The following is a 17,745-nucleotide window of genomic DNA, read 5'->3' on the forward strand; positions in this document are numbered from 1 at the left end:
CTCCTTCCTATCATCAGAAAAAACGATTAAAGAGCTTTTTGATGATTTTGTCGGGTGCCTTTTTTTGCTGCTTAGGTTCCTCATAGTGCAAGTCAAACAGCATATGTTCTAAACGATGTACATCGTAAGTATCCTCTTGCAAATGCTTTTCTAAGTCTAACTGTCCTGTTGGATTATATAAGATAATATCCATACCAAAGCGATTTAAAAATGCTAATAATGCAATATCTTCACGCGATAATGCTGGCTGTTGAGGCGCCTGGAATAACACGATTTTTGGTACCTCTTGTGAATAATCAAAGCCTTGCAGTAACCGTAAGATATCTTGAGGAATCATTGATAGTTGTTTAAATATAAATAACTGTAAATCATATAACGTTTCATTTGGCTGTTGTTTTAACATTGGTTGTTCACATGACGTTTTTATTGTGTGGGCAATTGCATGCTGTAGCTCGAATGTTAATTCACCATATTGCCACCAATCGCTTTGCATAATGCGCTCTACAGATAGTTCACCATTCACGAGACAATGCTTATAGTGAAAATGAAAATTGGCCCTGCTCGTAGTTGTAAAAGGGAAGTCCTGTACAAAAACAGTTTGTGGACTTGCTAGTAACTGATGCATATAATGCCAATACTCTTCTCGTTTACTCGAAACCCCACTTATTTTTGCAAAGATGACTGGAATGACTACCTCGTTGCGAATTACCTCAAATTGTGGTCGAACCAATGCTTTTTCTTTAGCATAAATAAAAATATCATCATATGTCATCCGTAATGTTAATGACCGTGGCATAAAATCCTTAAACTGCCAAGGCTTATAAACACCTGATTGCTGATCATGCATTAATTGCTCGAAATGCTGACTAGAACGATAACCTACAGTTGCCTGGCGATCACGGAGCTTGTCAGGAAATGGCTGTAAAGTTGTTTGGTTGGGATATGAGTATGTGATGGAAAACGACTCTGTAGGATCAATTTCAGCGAACTCATCTATTTTAGCTGGATGAAAAATTAATACATCACATCCAAGCTCCATTAAAAGTAATAAAAAATAACGTTGGCTAACCGTTGTGTCCCCATACCAAACAACTTTTGGAAAATCATCTGTTGGATTCATTGTTTTTGTCCATTGAATCCAATGATTTTTTAACCATTTCACCATATCAATTAAAAAACGGCGAAATTCATTTGATAGCAGACCTAGTGATTGTTGTTCTTGAAAGAGCTCCACAACTTTAATAGTTGCTAGCTGTAAATGTCGATTCATTACGCTATCATCATGTTTGGGAATTAACTGATGGCCATACATCATCGCCACTAAACGGTTAATTGATAGCCCTTTTGGCGTTTGTTGATGCTGCGATAAAATGGTTTGTATAGCCTGAAAATCCTTTTGCTCAATATGCTTATTTAATTCTTCACTTAAAATATGGATCTGAGGGTTTTGTGACAATGTAAATAATGAATTAAAATAATCATCTTCTTCGATTGGTACGCCTAATACACGAACCGCAATCCTGCTAAAACTCACTTGCTGTGCTGTTTCCTCATAAAATGCACGATCCCTTGGTGAATCTTGAAACGCCTGTAGCCAATCATCAGGGTGACGCTCCAACACTGATTTAATTGTGATTGTTTGCATACAAACGCACCTCCTCAAAATCATCCTCAGCATATGCTGAGGATTTCAATTGTCATAGGACGACTCTACCTTATGACTACAAAAAATATTTGAATAACCTATACAACGGTTTGGTGTGAAGCTATTTGCAAGACCATTTCTAGCAAGTCCTTTGTAAATGCTTCACCGTTGTGAGCCGAGTAAGTTGTATTTTGTAGAATTTTTGGCTGTTTATCCTTTAAATCTCCGTGGTTCGGTGTAAAAGCTACATCAGCCATTGCCAGCATTCCATAATCCATAATAGAGTCACCCGCTGCTATATGCACATCGTATGTACAGAATTCTTTTATATATTCGATAGCCGCTTCCTTTGTCAGTACCTTTGGCATAAAATACAGTTTTTTACCTTGTAGAAGAACATACCAACCATGAGCATCCAACTCTTGAATTATAGCTTGTAATTCATCGTGGGGTAAAACTTCAATATCCACATGATGGACGTAAAAAAGATCATCTATATACAAAGTACGTTGTAGCCATGTTTCAGATTGAATGGTATAAAAATGCTTTAACATATCCTCACGAGGAATAGAGGAATCCTCGATACGTCTGCTTAAGATTTTCGTCCATTTTTCATATGGCTGACCCTTTTCTAATATTGTACCCCCATTGCTTGCAATTGCAAAAGTAGGACACAAATCATTAATAAAATGGATTCTCTTATATTGATGTAACGCCCTAGTCGTAACAGGTACAAAGAGTGTTTGTTGATGTACCTGATGTAATAGTGTTGCGGTTGCCTGCGTCATCATACTCATTGCTTCCTCAGCTTTGTGTTCAACTACCAATGTCTCTGTAGCAGGTGGAAACAGTTTCATCATATGTTTAGAATAAATAAGTGTTCTATCTAAATCCGATGTAAATAGTATCATCTTAATCTCCTCTATATTTCTTTTATTAAACCACAACATGCATAGGACATATTAGAATATTCTTCTATTACTATATGTTTTTCTTGGGCAAGAAATAAAATATGTTGCAGTTCATCCATGTACCGCGGATTAATTAAAATTTTCCAAGGTAAACGTCGCAGCAAAACTCTTGTCGTCTCACCAACACCCGGTTTGATAAAATGAATATTATCAATACAAAAATCTCGTTGAATATTTTGCACAGACTTCATGCCCTCCCAAGTAATTGGAGATTCGTCCTGCTTTTGTAATTGTTGCATAATTGTACTCTGCACCTGTTCAAAGCATGTGACAATACGTTCTATGTACAGATTGGAGACGTCTAGATCCTCTAATTCTTTATAGTATTTAGCACCATGAAAGTCGTTCGCATCCATAAATTGTCGATTTAAAACCGTTCTACTCACCAATCCCGATACAGTCGAATTTAAACAAGCAGATGGTATTAAAAAGTCTTCTCGAGTACCATAAATGGCTGCACAATGCCCAGGATCGGCCAATACAGCTAAATTGGCATTCAATTGCCCTTGGTATTGCGCATTAAATTTTTGACAGGATTGAATTAATTCATTGGTAATTGCCCCTTTACCAGTCCAACCATCGATAAATTGAAGACAGCCGAGAGAATGCTGTGTCAAAATGAAACGAATGGCTGTTTCATCAAAGCCGCGACCGCGCAAAATAGAGATGGAGTAATGCGGAACATTCACCCTATAACGCATAGATATATAGCGTTTGATTAAAATGCCGATAGGTGTACCTGCTCGGGCTAAACTAACAAGAATTAAATTGTCTAACCCCCTACTTTCGATTATTTGCTCTGCCACTACGCCAACAGCAATTGCAATTCTTTCTGCATAAGCGTCTAACGTTTTATAAAAAAGATTCATATACGTATCGGATGGTTGCTTCTCTATTGGTAGCATTTCTGAATAATGTGTGCCTGATTGAATAAGCTGCTCACGTTTCTCATTATCCATTTCAAGAAATACATTTCCTATATCACGCAATAAAAAAGTAACGTCCTCTGGCGCATAGCTGCCCATTTTATCTGGCTGTAAAGTCGATATCATCATTCAACCTCCTATTCATGCATACAAATCACATATATTGTAGCGCTACTAACTTCTTGTAGTGCCTTTACCATACGGGCAACTACCTCTTTACTTGCTATACGTTCCACCACAACAAAAAGTTCCGTGTAGGACTGACTTTCAACATTATATAAATAATTTTGAACCCCATTATTTTCTGGACTCTCAAAGGCAATTTTTTCTGTAATCACATACCCAACATCATCCGAGCAATAAATTGGACTGCGCGTGGTTGATTGAAAATATACATCGTTCCCTAAGTAAGAGGCAATTTGCATAGGAACATACATAAACTCACCTGTTCCAATGACAAGTGCTGGTCCATCTGTACGTAGCCCTTTTAATTGCTGGGCGATTACTTGTAGCATTTCCTTTTGTTGAACATGTTGTTTTGAAGTAAGCATAAATCTTCCTGTTGCTACTAAATAAGGTTGTTTGTTTACTAAACCGTTCTCTGCAACTGATTGGAAAGTTTTGTGATCAGCAGACACTTGAATTGGCCACAATGTCATATCCTGTGCACTCTGTGTTTGTACGCTTGGCTGTATGCTTGTTAAGCTGGGAGTCCCTGAACAACTAAAATGTCCACACATGATTGCGATGAACTCAATAGAAATATCCCACTGATCCTCTAAATTTTTAAAGAGCATTTGCTGCTGCTCGGAACGCCAATCTAAAATAGATAACACAGCATATTGCCTAACTAACGGAAATTTCTTTCTTAACGTTTGAATAATGTTAATGACCGTATTACCAGTAGTAATCTCATCATCAATTAACACGATGCGTTTAGCTTGCAGTAAAGCTTCAGGATCTTCCGTATAAATTCTATGGCTTGTCGCATGTGAGTGTTCTTCCTCAAATGTAACAAATGGCTCTAAATCAGGAAGAACTTCACGTGTTGTGTGGATGTACATAGCGTTTGAATGGAACGCATTAAATACTGCATGCCCTAGGGCAGTAGCCGTCTCAGCAAATCCTATAAACAATGTTTCTTGTGCTAACTCTATGCTGCCCTCAACGGAATTTTGAACCTCATCGAACCTATTCCCATCTTTTAAAGCTTTTACAACGGCATCCGAAGTCATTGCTTTATCTCCAGTAAGATTCTCATGATACATCAAGGCTAAAAGAGCTCCAGTCAGTAAAGGGACTTGTGGGCGTACAGCTAAATGTTTACCTAGAACGGTGCTTACAAACAAAAATTGCCTTTTCTTATTAATACGGGCTGCCATTTTAAATAAATCAGTTAGTTCAAATTGGTGCAGATTGGAGGTAATTTCAATATCGATTGAATAATCCGGTAAAATACTTAATTTACTCATTTGTTGTTGCATAAATACTACCACCTATATCAGAGTTTAATAAGAGTGAGGCAAAATCAACGGATTCATGATATACGCCATAGACATGTGCCTGTTTTACTATTCGCTGTGCCCATCTCATATGTGGTTTGATTTCATTCATTTTATTAGCATGATGGCTTTTCATCACACCTTTACGGCCATCATTATTTTCTATAATACTTAGCGCATCTAGATATTCTTCAAAGGAAATCGCATATAATGCATGCACGACTCGAATATGACTAGGATGAATAATCGTTTTACCCACAATACCATTTTGTTTGTCCATGAGAACTTCTTTCATTAATCCATCTAAACAATCGTCTAATAATGCTTTCCTCGTATCAAGTGCACCCTTCTCGCTAAATGGTGTTTCTCTTAATGCAGGCTTTAATACACGCTGATTACTAAAATACTCCCACACTGGCCCAGATATAACAAAGCCATCTTCCTCGCGACCAAGGATATTAACAATATCTGCAATACAATCTCGAATTACACTAATATCATAAATAGTAGAGTCCATGCGGCGGCGAATACCGTAAATACCACAGAAATCAGTTGCACCAATACGTACATTTAATACACGGTTTCTGTATTGATGTAGAACTTCTTTAATGCCTAATAATGCTTCCATGCGAGATTCCTTATAGAGGACCTCATGACTCTCTAAAATCGGCATACCATATAAAACTAAATCATTCTCTAAAATTGTTTGTTCTAGAATTTCAAAATAACAGGCGCCTTTTGCTGCTGTAAATTTCGGGAAAACATAGCCAGTTAGGATTTCTTGCTTTTTTCCTAAAGCAGTCGTTAAATAACGAAATTGTTCAACATGACGTACACGAATAAAAAGCAATGGAAGATCTTCAAGTAGCAGTTGTTTTTGTTGGTAGAGCTCGTATAACTCGCTCATATCCTCAATCAACTTTGCTTCACAATCTACTAATTCTATATCCCCTACGGCATCCTCCAGATCAATAACGAGTGATGTGAGTTCTTTATATTTTTGTGATTGAATCAAACTCACAATTGTAGGCATGGAAGCAGGCATATATAAAGTAGCGCCTAGGGCATATGACAAAATATCTGGCGATTCCCATTTTGTAAAAGGCTGTGGCTTCTTATAAAAAATAGTCTCTGCTTCTGTTGCAAAGTGTTGCATCGTATCCTCTCCCCAATAACTATGCCTTTTGTGAAAAAAGCACTGTATCAGCCTGTTCCATACAGACCAATACAGTGCCTTGTTTACACTGCTGTTTTCTTATTCATCTTGTGTGCAACAAATGTCAATAAGAATGCAGCAATTAATAAAGAAAAATTTCATTTGAAAGATGGTGCCAAATATAGTAGCAATTTTCAGTGCAATACGATAAGGCTTCAAGATACAGAATCTGTAAAACTGGTCACCTCACAGTTTTTCACATCACCCAAGACCCTTCAGCGTATACCTACCCTACTCTTTACTGTAGGCCATATGCGTTGATTAATGCTGCTAGTCCACCTTGATAGCCTGAGCCTACTGCAGCAAATTTCCACTCACCGTTATGACGGTACAGCTCACAAAAAACTACAGCTGTTTCAATACTAAAATCTTCGCCTAAATCATAACGTAATACCTCAGATCCAGTCTCTTCATTCGTCAAACGAACATAGGCATTTAAGACTTGTCCAAAGTTTTGATGGCGCCCCTCTGCATCATAAATGGTAACCGTCACCACAATCTTTTCAATTTGAGGAGACACTTGCTTTAGGTTCACAAGGATTTTCTCATCATCCCCATCACCTTCACCTGTCCGATTATCACCAGTATGAACAACAGATTGGTCTGCACTTGCTAAATTATTGTAAAAGATAAAGTCCTGCTCATTACGACACTTGCCTGATGCATCTAATAAAAATACAGATGCATCAAGGTCAAAGTCTTGCCCACCATCGAATTGCTTAACGTCCCAGCCCAAGCCAATTCCGATGCTGTTTAAACCAGGATCTTGCTTTGTTAAATCAATTCGTTGCCCTTTACTTAATTGAATAGCCATTCAAAATCTCCCTTTCTGTCCAAAGATGAAATTTTAGTTTACGCTCAAGCCATAGTCATTACATAAAGCAGCTAGGCCACCCTGATAGCCAGCACCAATTGCGTTAAATTTCCATTCACCGTTATGACGATATAATTCACCGACTACAATAGCTGTTTCAATACTGAAATCCTCACCTAAATCATAGCGAATAATTTCTTCATTGGATGCAGCATTTATAATACGAATATAGGCATTCGATACCATTCCAAAGTTTTGACTGCGAGATTCCGCATCATGAATAGTTACCGTGAATGCTAGACGTTGAACATGAGCAGGAACTTGAGTTAATGCGACTTTCACCACTTCATCGTCACCTTCACCGACACCCGTTAAATTATCACCTGAATGCTCAACTGAACCGTTTCCACCAATTGTATTGTTGTAAAAAATAAAGTCATTTTGATCTGCTACTTTCCCTGTATCAGCAAGTAAAAATACAGATGAGTCTAAATCAAAATCATGACCACCATCATATTTATTTGTATCCCAGCCTAATCCTACCACAACATTTGTTAATCCTGGATTTGTTTTTGTTAAATCTACCTTTTGACCTTTTTGTAGTGAAATGCCCATATTTTTATTCCTCCTATTTAGTCATTTATTTATTGATATCTTCGAACAACGTCGCCAAGTTTCAAATCATTTGTTCCCGTACCAACTGCAGCAAATTTCCATTCATTATTATGGCGGTAAATCTCCCCACAGACTAACGTCGTTAAATTCGAATAATTATCAGTTAAATTATAACGAATTAGCTCACTTCCTGTCCTGTCATCATACACACGAATATATGCATTTTGAATCATACCAAAGTGTTGGTTACGCCCTGCTGCATCGTAAATGTTTACAACAAACACAAGCTTGTTATATTGAGTTGGCACAGACGATAGCTCAATTGTAATTACCTCATCATCCCCATCGCCGTCACCTGTTAAATTATCACCTGAATGTTGAACAGAGCCGCATTTACTTGTTAATTTTCCAAAATAAACAACATCGTCTCCCGCAATAACCTTATCATCTTGCAGCATTAATACAGATGCATCACAGTCAACGCTTCGTCCACTACCGCTATTTCTACTAGAAAATAAACCGCCTAAAAAGCCGCCGCTTTTCTCTTGCCCTACAGGGTCCCAGCCTAAGCCTACTTTAATTTTATTTAAACCAGCATTTCCTTTTGTTAAATCAACACGTTGCCCTTTTTGTAAATTAATCCCCAATTTTAACACCCTCCTAAAATATGTATTTCAACTGAAAGATTATATGGTAAGCAATAATCTACTATGATAAAAATTTTCTACTTTTTAAGTCTAAATTAACATGACAAAAAATTCAATTAATGGCTCCAGAAAGATAATTTCACTTATTTTTGAAAAGCCGTTTGGTCCACTACTATAATTTAGAACGTTTTTGCTGTAAAAGAGTTCCTATTTACCCCTTTCTTCATGTTTGCCAAGTAGCTGAAAAAAACCTTCTAACTTGTAGAAGGTGTAATGTATTAACTAGCTTTTCATTTTTGGATCAAGTGCATCTCGTAGTCCATCACCCATTAGGTTAAAGCCTAGAACTGTTAGCATAATAGCTAAACCAGGGAAAATCATCGTCCAAGGAGCATTTAATAAATACTTCCGCGCATCGGCTAGCATTTTTCCCCATTCTGGTGCTGGAGCTTGAGCCCCTAGTCCAAGGAAACCTAACGCTGCCGCTTCAATAATAGCTGTCGCAATAGCAAGCGTTCCTTGTACAATAATAGGTGTCATAGAGTTCGGCAAAATATGTGAAAATAATATTCTTGAATCCCGCATGCCAATTGCTTTTGCTGATACGATATACTCCTCTTCCTTGACACTCAACACTTTTGAGCGTATTAAACGACCAAAATTAGGTATGTTAATAATTGCAATAGCAATTAATGCATTTTGTAAGGATGGTCCAAGCACTGACACGACAGCAATCGCTAATAGCATACTAGGGAAAGCTAGCATAATATCAAAAATACGTGAAATAACTGTATCAATCCATTTTCCATAATAACCTGCAATAATTCCAAGCAAACTACCAACAATTACGGATAAAACTACTGAAAAAAAGCCTACCCATAACGAAATTCGTGCACCATGAATGATTCTAGAGAAAATATCCCGCCCAAAATCATCCGTACCAAACCAATGTTCACTTGATGGTGCCAATAAACGTTTTGATAAATCTTGTTCATTTATCCCCTGTGGCGCCACATATGGGCCTAAAATAGCAAGTAAAATAAAAAATAGTACAATTCCTGCACCTACTAAAGACACTTTGCTCTTTTTAAAGCTTCGCCAGCCTTCAAGCCATGGACCTACTGCCTTTTCTTGAACAGGTGCTGCTTCTTTTTTTATGTCAATTGCTCCAGTCATCATTGCAACTCCCTTCTATTTGTATTTAATACGTGGATCAATCACTGTATACAACAAGTCCACGATTAAGTTAATCATGATGAAAATAAATGCAACGATTAGGATACCTGATTGAATGACCGGATAATCCCTGAAGCCAATCGCATCATAAATATAACGACCAATGCCTGGCCAACTAAAAATCGTCTCTGTTAAAATGGCACCGCCTAACAGTAATCCTGTTTGTAAACCGATTACCGTTAATACAGGAATAACAGCATTTTTTAATGCATGCTTATAAACCACAATAAACATTTTTTGTCCTTTAGCTCGTGCGGTGCGTACATAATCTGAACGCATCACTTCAAGCATGGATGCCCTTGTGATTCTTGCAATAATAGCCATCGGAATCGTCGCAAGCGCAACACCTGGTAATATTAATCTCTTTAAAACTTCAATGAATTGATCGAAGCGTCCTTGCATGAGCGTATCTAGTAAATAGAAATGGGTTATGGCGGTTACAGGATTACGAACATCATCTCGACCTGAAGTAGGCAACCAGCCAAGCTGACTACTAAATGTCCACTGCTCCATTAAACCTAGCCAAAATACGGGTACAGATACACCAACTAGTGCCACAACCATAGCAATGTAATCGAACCAAGAATTTTGGAACCAGGCAGAAATAATGCCAGCATTAACACCTATAACAATAGCAATAATCATAGCAAAAAATGCAAGCTCAGCCGTTGCTGCTAGATACGGAAATACTTCCTCTGATACAGGTAATTTTGTACGTAAAGACACCCCTAAATCTCCCTGAAAAATACCTGCTAAATAACTAAAATATTGTGTATACCAAGGCTTATCTAATCCTAAACTTGCGTTTAATGCCTCGACCGCCTCTTTTGTTGCCTGTTGTCCTAAAATAACTTGTGCTGGATTTCCAGGTATTGCACGTATCAACATAAAGACGATAAAAGTCATTCCAAGCAAAACTGGGATTAGTTGAAGTAATCGTCTCCCCATATAGTGAAGCATTTTCATCACCTCTCTATGATTTTCATAATCTACTTTGAAGTCTATATACTGTTGAAAGGTTAAGCTTTCACCAAACGGCTTTAATGTTTAGATGAGATCTTTCATACAGAGTAAAGGATTGGATTTCCTTTACTAGAAAAGAATCTGCTAGAATTCCACGGCTTACCCGCAGAAAAGCAAGCAGATTCTTTACATACCTCTTTATTATTTAAGAATGCAGTTTACTATTGAATATCTATTGCATCTAAACGGTCAGAACCAGTTGGATGCGCAATATAATTTGTAACTTTCTTGTTAGCAGCTAAAATTGGTGTTGAGTGAGCAAGAGGAACCCATGGAGCGTCCTCAGAAATAATAACTTGAGCCTGCTTATACAATTCATTACGCTTATCTTCATCAATTTCAGTTTGCGCAGCTGTTAATAACTTGTGTAATTCTTGGTTGTCGTAGAATGTATAGTTATTTGAGCCAATATTATCACCGTCTAATAATGAATAAAGGAAGTTATCAGCATCTCCATTATCACCTGTCCAGCCAAGTAAGAATGCATCCGCTTCACCCTTTTCAGCTTTATCTAAATAAGTTGCCCATTCATATGACACAATTTTAGATTTAATGCCCACATCTTCTAAATTCTTTTGAATCGCTTCAGCAATTTTTTGTCCGTCTGGCATGTATGGACGTGGAACTGGCATTGCCCATAGCTCAATTTCCTTACCATCATAGCCTGCTTCAGCAAGTAATGCTTTCGCTTTTTCAGGATCATACGTATAGCCTGTTACCTCATCGTTATAGCCTGTAATTACCGGTGGCATTGGGTTTTTCGCTGGCTCTGCTAAGCCTTCATAAAATGCATCTACTAAAGCTTGTTTATCAATTGCATAGTTGACTGCCTGACGTACTTTGACATTATCAAATGGAGGACGAGTTACTGTTAAACCAAGATATCCAACGTTCATAGATGGACGTTCAATTAACTGTAGATTTGCATCGCCTTCAATTGTTCCTTTATCAGATGGACTTAAGCCATCAGCTACATCAATATTACCTGCGATTAAATCATTTAAACGTGCAGAGTTTTCAGGTATAGAACGATAAATAACTTTATCTAGTTTTGGATAACCATCAATATAGTAATCTGGATTTTTTTCAATTGTGATAGAATCATTTCGTACCCAGCTAACAAACTTGAATGGACCTGTTCCTACAGGATTTGTTGATAATCCTTCTTCATCTGCCTCAAAGGCTGTTGGAGAAGCAATCGCAAATGGAGACATGGCTAAATTTTTCAGGAACGGTGCTTGTGGTTGGCTTAGCTTAAATACAACTGTATAGTCACCCTCAGCAGTTACTGAGTCAATAATTTGCTTGCCACCAACGACAAATTGAGTACTAAAGTATGGATATTTATCAGTACTTGATTTCCAACGTTCAATATTTTTAACAACTGCCTCGGCATTGAAGTCTGTACCATCATGGAATTTAACACCTTCTTGGAGCTGGAAAGTATACGTCAATCCATCCTCTGATGCCTCCCAAGATTTTGCTAGACCAGGATTAATTGTTACATCTCTCTCACCAAAGTTTACAAGCGTCTCGTAAATATTAGCTGTCACTGTAAAGGATTCACCGTCTGTGACAACAGCAGGGTCTAGTGCTACAGAATCTCCACCACGACCATAAACTAAAATTTTTGGTTCACCACTGCCAGCTGAATCGCCACCAGTTGATGTATCTTTACTATCCGTATCCTTAGTATCTGAGCCGCCACAAGCTGCTAAGATCGTCGAGAGAATAAGGAGTAGCATTACACCCAAGGTCCAAAGCTTCTTTTTCTTCATTGATTTTCCCCCTATGTCGTTTTTATATCATTTAATGTTGGAGCGCCTCATACAGATGGCAAGCAACATAATGACCTGGTTTTACTTCTTGCATTTTAGGCACTACTTGTGAGCATTGTTCCTTTTTAAAAGGACATCTCGTATGGAAAGTACAACCGCTCGGCGGATTTGATGCACTTGGGATATCTCCAGAAATAATAATCTGTTCACGCTCAAATGTAGGATCGGGAACTGGAACTGAAGATAAAAGTGCCTGTGTATATGGATGAAGCGGTTCAGCATACAAGTCCTCACTCGCTGTCAACTCAACTAATTTACCTAAGTACATTACGCCAACACGATTGCTAATGTGACGTACAACCCCTAAATCATGTGATATAAAAATATACGTTAGCTTTAAATCTTTTTGCAGCTTTTGCAATAAATTCAAGACTTGTGCCTGAATGGACACATCTAGCGCCGAGACTGGCTCATCCGCAATAATTAAGCGAGGGTTCGTCATCAATGCTCTAGCAATGCCAATACGCTGCCTTTGCCCTCCACTAAACTGATGCGGATAACGCTTGATATGATATTCATTTAACCCAACAATCTCCAGAAGCTCCAACACTTTTTGTTTTCGCTCTTTGGCATTACCGATGCCATGGACAATAAGTGGCTCCTCTAATATTTTGCCGATATTATGGCGCGGATTTAATGAGGCATAAGGATCCTGAAAGATCATTTGGATATCCCTGCGTGCCTTCCTCATTTCGTTGTTAGATAATTCTGAAATCATTTTACCTGCGAATTCTATTTTACCTTCAGTTGGCTCTAGCAAACGCATTAATAGGCGACCCGTCGTCGATTTGCCACAGCCAGATTCTCCAACAATACCTAATGTCTCTCCTTCAAACACTTCAAACGAAACATCATCTACCGCCTTTACATCCCCTGCATGAGAATTAAGGACACCCTTTCGAATAGGGAAATATTTCTTTAAACCATCAACCTTTAATAACGCTTTCGACACGTTGCTCCACCTCCTGCTCCTCTAGTAAAAAACATCTTGATTTATGGTTCTCTGCTGCCTCAAATAAAGGTGGTGTTTCCTGTAAACAGCGTTCCATCGCATATTCGCAGCGTGCCGCAAAGCGACAACCAACTTGAATACTTCCAGGTTTAGGAACACTGCCAGGGATGGAGTATAGATTATCCTTTTTATAGCGCATATCAGGCACTGATTGAATAAGACCTTGTGTATATGGATGTTTAGGATTCTTAAAAATTTCTTGAATCGGCGCCTCCTCTACAATTTGTCCAGCATACATAACAATCACACGCTCACACGTTTCTGCTACAACACCCAAATCATGTGTAATTAACAATACAGCTGTATTCAATCTTTTATTTAAGTCTTTCATTAGCTGTAAAATTTGTGCCTGAATGGTAACATCCAATGCAGTTGTTGGCTCATCTGCAATTAGTACCTGAGGGTCACAAACCAGTGCCATGGCAATCATCACCCTTTGGCGCATCCCTCCAGATAGCTGATGCGGATAATCTTTTAGTAGGTCCTCTGCTCGTGGTAAACCTACAAGTTTCATAATGTCGATTGCTCTTGAAACCGCTTCCTTTTTTGACCACTTAGGATTATGAATTAATATAGCCTCTTTGAGCTGATCACCGATTGTAAATAAAGGGTTTAGAGAAGTCATCGGTTCTTGGAAAATCATTGCTATGTCTTTACCACGTATTTTTTGCATTTGTTTATCTGTACATTTCGCAAGGTTTTTGCCATCTAGCAATATTTCACCACCTGTAATTTTTCCTGGTGGTGATGGAATTAACCCCATGATGGATAGCGACGTAACACTTTTACCACTTCCCGATTCCCCTACAATCCCTAAAATTTCTCCTTCATGGACAGAAAAATCGATATCGTCTACAGCAGGAATTTCTCCATTATCTGTAAAAAAGGTTGTTTTTAACCCTTTTATTTCTAGTAGCTTTTTCCTCATGTGTAACGCCTCACCCTACCTATATTTTACTTAATTGTATAATAATATTAATAGAATACTATAACTTTCGTTAAATTCCTTATTTTCAGATAATTCTAACTAAAATACCGAACTCTTTCAATCATTAATATTCTGCAAATTACATAGAATTTCTACAATAATCGCCTTCATTAATAATTAAATCTTATAAAGGGATAATTTTTTACATTTATCACAAAAAAATAGCCTTCCATTTATAAATAAATGAAAGACTTTTTTGAAATAATTTCATAATTTGTACGAATTTTAATCCAAATGCTGTACTTGGAATAAATTATAATACGTCCCTTGTTTGTCCATTAACTGCTCATGTGTACCGCTTTCGATTAATTGACCATGATCTATGACGAAAATTTTATCAGCATGGGTAATAGTAGAAAGTCGGTGTGCGATGACAATAGTTGTCCGTTCATGAGCGAGCTGATCTAAGGATTCTTGAATCAATGCTTCACTTTCTAAATCTAAGGCAGAAGTAGCTTCATCCAGAATTAAAATCGGTGGATTTTTTAAAAATACTCGTGCAATAGCAACACGCTGTTTTTGTCCTCCCGATAGCTTTACTCCTCGTTCACCAACCTTTGTGTCATAACCATTTGGCAGACTCATAATAAAGTCATGGGCATTTGCCGCTTTGGCTGCTTCGATGACCTGTTCATCTGTTGCATCTGGGCGACCCATTAAAATATTCTCTTTAACAGAATCACTAAAAAGTATATTATCTTGCAGGACGATCCCAATTTGTGAACGCAACGAATGTAAAGTGACATCTCGTACATCGTATCCATCAATGGTTACTTGACCACTTGTTGTATCGTAAAAACGAGGAATTAAACTGATAATCGTGGATTTACCACCGCCACTCATGCCAACAAAGGCAACAGTCTCTCCAGGATTAATCGTAAAATCAATTGAACTTAAAATAGGTGACCCCGTTTTTTCATATTGGAAGGATACATTGTGAAAGCGAACTTTCCCATTTGCACGTGGTAGTTCACGTGCATGTTCCCTATTTTTCACTTCATAGGGCTCGTCTATTAAATCAAACATCCGATCCATTGAGGCAATTGATTGCGTTAAAGTGGTTGATGAGCTTACAAGTCGTCTCAGTGGACCATATAATCGCTCAATATAAGCAATAAAGGCAACCATCGTACCGACAGAAAGTGAGCCATTTATTACTTGGTAGCCCGCATAGGCTATAACTAGCAATGGCGCAACATCGGTAATAGTATTCACGACTGCAAATGATTTTGCATTCCATTTTGTTTGATCAAGTGCCTTCTCTAAAAATTCCCCATTTGCTGTATCAAATAATTTTTGTTCATGCTTTTCTAACGTAAAGCTTTTAATAATACTCATACCCGCTACACGTTCATGTAAATAGCTTTGTACACCTGCAAGTGCTTGAGAACGTTTACGTGTTAAGTCTCGCAGTTTGCCAAAAAAGTATTTAACACTCAATGCATAAAATGGAAAGGCAACTAACGCCACTAATGTCAGCTTTACATCCATCGTTAGCATGATGACAATGGCAATAACAATTGTCGCAAGATCCAGCCATACATTCATTAAACCTGTCATAACAAAGTTTTTCGTTTGTTCGACATCATTAATGACCCTTGAGATCACATCTCCAGCACGTGTATTGGCATAATATCTTAAACTTAATCGCTGTAAATGTGCATAGATTTCCTTACGAATATCAAACAAAACCTTATTGCTTACGTGTTGTGCAAAATATTGTCGATAATACTCAATTGGTGGACGGATAATAAAGAACACAATAATCGTTCCGCCTAGCCAATAAAACAGCTCTTTCGTTTTTTCTACATCTGTTAAATCTTCTGCTGCAATAATATCGTCTAACACAATCTTAATGAGCAGTGGAATAAATAGAGGAATAGCAAATTTTACTATACCAATGACAATCGTTAAAATAATTTCCCATGTATATGGTTTTACAAAGCGCATATACCGCCTGATACTTCCCAATTTTTTATCACATCCTTACAAAAAGAAACAGACATTCAATGATGAATGCCCTAAGTATTATAGCAATATTTTGATTAAAATACAGTTATGATGACTTTATAGCGAACTATTTTATATTCGCTGTTATTACACCTAATTTTCCGAGGACACATACAACATGTGCTGAAATTAACAAAAAAACAGGCAAAAATCATTTACGCCTCTTGATAACCGAGTGTCTTAAATAGAAAAAACGAACTATCTGGAGTCACTACTATAGAGTCTCACAGAATAGTTCGGATTTTCTTTAACAATCATCTGACTGCATATCAAGTTGGAATTTGTAACGATTTGTCCAGACATCGATGAAATCGGGTGCAAATGGTCCTCTTTTTTGTTGAATCCAGCTTATTAATTTATCGACATTGCGCTTTAAAATTTTATCAATGACATCAGGATAAGACATTTCCTTACGATGAAGCTCATATTCATCCTCGTCTAAGAGGGTATAAGACATATCAGGAAAAACTTTAATGTCTAAATCATAGTCGATATATTTAATGGCATTATTATCGAAAACAAATGGTGAGCTTAGATTGCAATAATAATACACTCCGTCTTCCCGTAGCATACAGATGATATTAAACCAGTGTTCCGCATGGAAGTAACAAATAGAAGGCTCTCTCGTTAGCCATGTACGACCATCGGATTCTGTCACAAGTGTCCGTTCATTCGCACCGATCATGATATTCTTCGTACCTTTTAAAACCATCGTTTCTTGCCAAACACGGTGGATACGGCCATTGTGCTTATAACTATGTATTTGTATCGTTTCTCCTTCTACCGGTAATGCCATTTTGAAGCCCACCTTTTCGTCTATGCTACCTAAATCTAGCAGTCTCTAGTATATTATAGCAATGTGTACGCGAAAGGTGTAGTTAGAAAACCACAAATTTCACTACGCTATTTTGAATTCGTATAAAATTTAGTCAATTATAAATGAATTTTATTATAACATCCACTTTGTTGATATTTTTTAGTTTTTTCACCAACTATTCTACTTCTAAAGGCACGCCTATATTCACTTCTTTCCTCAATAAGAAAGGGGCTGTCTTATTCATCTTTTCGGATTTCAGACAGCCCCTTAGAGGTAAATGCATTATGCAATTACAAAGTGTTATTCACCTAAATCTTGGTTAGTTTTCGAGAAACGACCTGAAGATTGAGCTTTCTTTTGCTCTGCTTTTGCATTTTGCTTTTGCACTTCATTTACGTCCGTTTCAAAACCAAACTCTTCACTTTGACGTTGCATGTTTTTATTCGGTTGGAAATTTTGGTTGTTTTGCTTTTTCATTATTCATT

The 17,745-nt window shown here is 37.5% G+C and carries 16 protein-coding genes; all 16 read right to left on the reverse strand.

Annotated elements, in window-relative coordinates:
* Positions 1-13 precede the first annotated feature (13 nt).
* The 16 genes from MKY49_RS19180 to MKY49_RS19255 all read right to left on the reverse strand — a co-directional run bounded on the left by MKY49_RS19180 (position 14) and on the right by MKY49_RS19255 (position 17,737).
* Positions 14-1,645, reverse strand: coding sequence for a YceG family protein (locus tag MKY49_RS19180; RefSeq protein WP_341386869.1), 1,632 nt, complete (start codon positions 1,643-1,645; stop codon positions 14-16).
* A gap of 98 nt (positions 1,646-1,743) precedes the next feature.
* On the reverse strand, positions 1,744-2,556 hold the full coding sequence (locus MKY49_RS19185) for a hypothetical protein (RefSeq protein ID WP_341386870.1): 813 nt from the start codon (positions 2,554-2,556) through the stop codon (positions 1,744-1,746).
* 11 nt (positions 2,557-2,567) lie between these two features.
* On the reverse strand, positions 2,568-3,668 hold the full coding sequence (locus tag MKY49_RS19190; RefSeq protein WP_341386871.1) for a cysteine protease StiP family protein: 1,101 nt from the start codon (positions 3,666-3,668) through the stop codon (positions 2,568-2,570).
* Between the two features lie 11 nt (positions 3,669-3,679).
* Positions 3,680-5,026, reverse strand: a complete 1,347-nt coding sequence (locus MKY49_RS19195; RefSeq protein WP_341386872.1) for a phosphoribosyltransferase family protein — start codon at positions 5,024-5,026, stop codon at positions 3,680-3,682.
* Entirely contained in the window at positions 5,007-6,200 is a 1,194-nt protein-coding gene (locus MKY49_RS19200; RefSeq protein ID WP_274794495.1) for an HpcH/HpaI aldolase/citrate lyase family protein, read from the reverse strand. The genes MKY49_RS19195 and MKY49_RS19200 overlap by 20 nt, the downstream gene beginning before the upstream one ends.
* A gap of 298 nt (positions 6,201-6,498) precedes the next feature.
* A complete protein-coding gene (locus tag MKY49_RS19205) occupies positions 6,499-7,074 on the reverse strand; it encodes a TerD family protein (protein WP_274794496.1) in 576 nt (191 codons plus the stop codon).
* Between the two features lie 33 nt (positions 7,075-7,107).
* On the reverse strand, positions 7,108-7,689 hold the full coding sequence (locus tag MKY49_RS19210; protein WP_274794497.1) for a TerD family protein: 582 nt from the start codon (positions 7,687-7,689) through the stop codon (positions 7,108-7,110).
* A gap of 29 nt (positions 7,690-7,718) precedes the next feature.
* On the reverse strand, positions 7,719-8,336 hold the full coding sequence (locus MKY49_RS19215; RefSeq protein WP_274794498.1) for a TerD family protein: 618 nt from the start codon (positions 8,334-8,336) through the stop codon (positions 7,719-7,721).
* Positions 8,337-8,618: 282 nt separating this feature from the next.
* The gene (gene nikC, locus MKY49_RS19220; protein ID WP_274794499.1) at positions 8,619-9,515 is read right to left on the reverse strand and encodes a nickel transporter permease; all 897 of its coding nucleotides are present in this window, start codon (positions 9,513-9,515) and stop codon (positions 8,619-8,621) included.
* 12 nt (positions 9,516-9,527) lie between these two features.
* Positions 9,528-10,532 carry an ABC transporter permease gene (locus MKY49_RS19225; RefSeq protein ID WP_274794500.1) on the reverse strand — a complete coding sequence of 335 codons (1,005 nt, stop codon included), beginning with the start codon at positions 10,530-10,532 and terminating at the stop codon, positions 9,528-9,530.
* 224 nt (positions 10,533-10,756) lie between these two features.
* Positions 10,757-12,373, reverse strand: coding sequence for an ABC transporter substrate-binding protein (locus tag MKY49_RS19230; RefSeq protein ID WP_341386873.1), 1,617 nt, complete (start codon positions 12,371-12,373; stop codon positions 10,757-10,759).
* Between the two features lie 31 nt (positions 12,374-12,404).
* The gene (locus MKY49_RS19235; RefSeq protein WP_274794502.1) at positions 12,405-13,385 is read right to left on the reverse strand and encodes an ABC transporter ATP-binding protein; all 981 of its coding nucleotides are present in this window, start codon (positions 13,383-13,385) and stop codon (positions 12,405-12,407) included.
* Positions 13,360-14,373 (reverse strand): ABC transporter ATP-binding protein, encoded by a 1,014-nt coding sequence (locus tag MKY49_RS19240; protein WP_312507507.1) that lies wholly within the window; start codon positions 14,371-14,373, stop codon positions 13,360-13,362. Before MKY49_RS19240 ends, MKY49_RS19235 begins: the two co-directional genes overlap by 26 nt.
* Positions 14,374-14,658: 285 nt before the next feature.
* Entirely contained in the window at positions 14,659-16,404 is a 1,746-nt protein-coding gene (locus tag MKY49_RS19245) for an ABC transporter ATP-binding protein (protein WP_312507506.1), read from the reverse strand.
* Positions 16,405-16,690: 286 nt separating this feature from the next.
* Positions 16,691-17,239: a nucleoside tri-diphosphate phosphatase gene (gene ntdP, locus MKY49_RS19250; RefSeq protein WP_274794505.1), complete on the reverse strand. Its 549-nt coding sequence runs from the start codon at positions 17,237-17,239 to the stop codon at positions 16,691-16,693.
* Positions 17,240-17,560: 321 nt separating this feature from the next.
* Positions 17,561-17,737 carry a gamma-type small acid-soluble spore protein gene (locus MKY49_RS19255; RefSeq protein WP_274794506.1) on the reverse strand — a complete coding sequence of 59 codons (177 nt, stop codon included), beginning with the start codon at positions 17,735-17,737 and terminating at the stop codon, positions 17,561-17,563.
* Positions 17,738-17,745: the final 8 nt, after the last annotated feature.

The organism is Lysinibacillus sp. FSL M8-0134 (assembly GCF_038069745.1).
Lineage (GTDB): Bacteria > Bacillota > Bacilli > Bacillales_A > Planococcaceae > Lysinibacillus > Lysinibacillus irui.